The 2,062-nt window shown below is 70.0% G+C and carries 1 protein-coding gene and 1 pseudogene; both read right to left on the reverse strand.

Translation table 11 applies throughout. The annotated features are described in order from the left end of the window. Nucleotides 1-275, reverse strand: a pseudogene (locus HX774_RS19080) (peptidase S41); the annotation flags it as partial. A 79-nt stretch (nucleotides 276-354) separates the two neighbouring features. Then, nucleotides 355-2,062, reverse strand: a 1,708-nt coding sequence (gene recQ, locus HX774_RS19085) for a DNA helicase RecQ (RefSeq protein WP_178828986.1), incomplete at its 5' end; no start/stop codon positions are given.

Here is a 2,062-nt window from a genome sequence, read left to right on the forward strand (position 1 = left end):
GTCTTCGCCCGGTCCAGCGCGACGGTCAGGCCTTGTTCCAGCCGGGGGCGAAAGCCGGGGTTGAGGGCGTCGTGCACGCCCGGATGACTGTCGACGATGATATCGTGCAGGCCGGTGGCGTCCTGAATCAGGGTCGCGGACCATTCGCGCGGCTGATCCATCGGCTTGACCGCCGCCGTCGGCGTTTGGGTCTGCGTCTCGATCTGAACGTCCTGAGCCTGAACCGCACCGGCCATCGCCAGACAGGCGACGCCTGTCGTCAGAAATCGCTTCATGTCTCTTCCCCCGCTTATCCGAGGAAGGGTGACAGGGTGAAGGTCGAAGCTCCAGTTACGCTTTGGTCACGGGCGGGGTTCAGTCGGCCGAGGCCAGGGCTTCCAGCACGCCCTTGCCATAGCGCTCCAGCTTGCCGGCGCCGACGCCGGAGATGCGGCCCAGGGCGTCGAGGTTGCGCGGCTCGCTGAGGGCGATCTCGACCAGGGTCTTGTCCTGGAAGATGACATAGGGCGGGACGTGCTGCTCGGCGGCGCGGTCGCGGCGCCAGGCGCGCAGGACCTCGAAGCGGGCGCGGACATCCGTGTCCAGCGCCTCGGCGGCCAGGTTGCGACCGGCGTTGCGGCGCGGGCGTTCGGCCTCGACCACACGGACGGGCGCCTTGCGCACCTGGATCGGTCGCTCGCCGCGATAGACGGCGCGGACGGCCTCGGGATCGCCGAGCTGGATGATCGGCTTGCCCTCGTTCGGATCTTCGACCAGCAGGCCCTCGAACAGCAAATGGTCGATGACGTCGCGCCAGGCGGTCAGCGACAGGTCGGCGCCGATGCCCCAGGTGGACAGGTTCGACTCCCACGATTGGACGTCCTTGGTCTTGCCCAGCAGGTGGTCGACCACGCGGGTCCGACCGAAGCGTTCGCCGAGGCGCTGCACCGCCGCCAGCGCCTTTTGCGCGGGGACCACGGCGTCGAAGACAGCGGGCGGGTCGCCGCAGATGTCGCAGACGCCGCAGGGTTGGGCGTCCGTTTCGCCGAAGTAGCGGCGCACCGCCTGAGGGCGGCAGACGGCGCCGTCCAGCATGGCGAACAGCTGGCGCACCTTGCGCGTCTGGACCTGCTTGACCTCCTCGGCCATCGGGCGGCCTTCGAGGCGACGCAGGGACCAGGCGATGTCGGAGGGGCCGTAGAGGGTGATGCCCTCGGCGGGTTCGCCGTCGCGTCCGGCGCGGCCGATCTCCTGCCAGTAGGCTTCCAGCGATCCGGGCGGATCGGCGTGGATGACGAAGCGGACATCCGGTTTATCGACGCCCATGCCGAAGGCGATGGTGGCGACCATGACGGCGCCGTCCTCGGCCAGGAAGCGCTCCAGCCGCCTGTCGCGGTCCTTGGCGTCGAAGCCGGCGTGATAGGCGATGGCGTTGACGCCGCCGTCGCGCAGGGTTTGCGCCACGCGCTCGCAGCCGTCGCGGCTGCCGCAATATACCACGCCGGACTTGCCCCGCCGCTCGCGGACCAGTTCGACCACGGCGGCGTCGGTGCGGGCGCGGCTGCCGTTGATCTTGCGCTCGGCCGACAGCTGCAGATTGGGGCGGGCGAAGCTGTCGACGAAGACGCAGGCCTCGCCGAGGCGCAGCGAGGCCAGGATGTCGTCGCGGGTGCGGGCGTCGGCGGTGGCGGTGACGGCGATGCGCGGGACGCCGGGGAAGATCTCGGCCAGACGGCCCAGCGAGCGATAGTCGGGGCGGAAGTCGTGGCCCCACTGACTGACGCAGTGGGCTTCGTCGATGGCGATCAGGCTGAGGTCGATCTCGGACAGCCGCTCCAGCATGGAGCCGGCGGCCAGGCCTTCGGGCGAGACGTAGAGCAGGTCCAGTTCGCCGGAGCGGGCGGCGCGCCAGATGGCGGAGCGCTCCTCCATCGACACGCCGGAATCGAGGCGGGCGGCGGCCACGCCCTGTTGTTTCAGGGCCTCGACCTGATCGGTCATAAGGGCGATCAGCGGCGACACCACCAGGCCGACGCCGGGGCGCAGCATGGCCGGGATCTGATAGCACACGCTCTTGCCGCCG

Source organism: Brevundimonas sp. P7753, assembly GCF_013386595.1.
Classification (GTDB): domain Bacteria; phylum Pseudomonadota; class Alphaproteobacteria; order Caulobacterales; family Caulobacteraceae; genus Brevundimonas; species Brevundimonas bullata.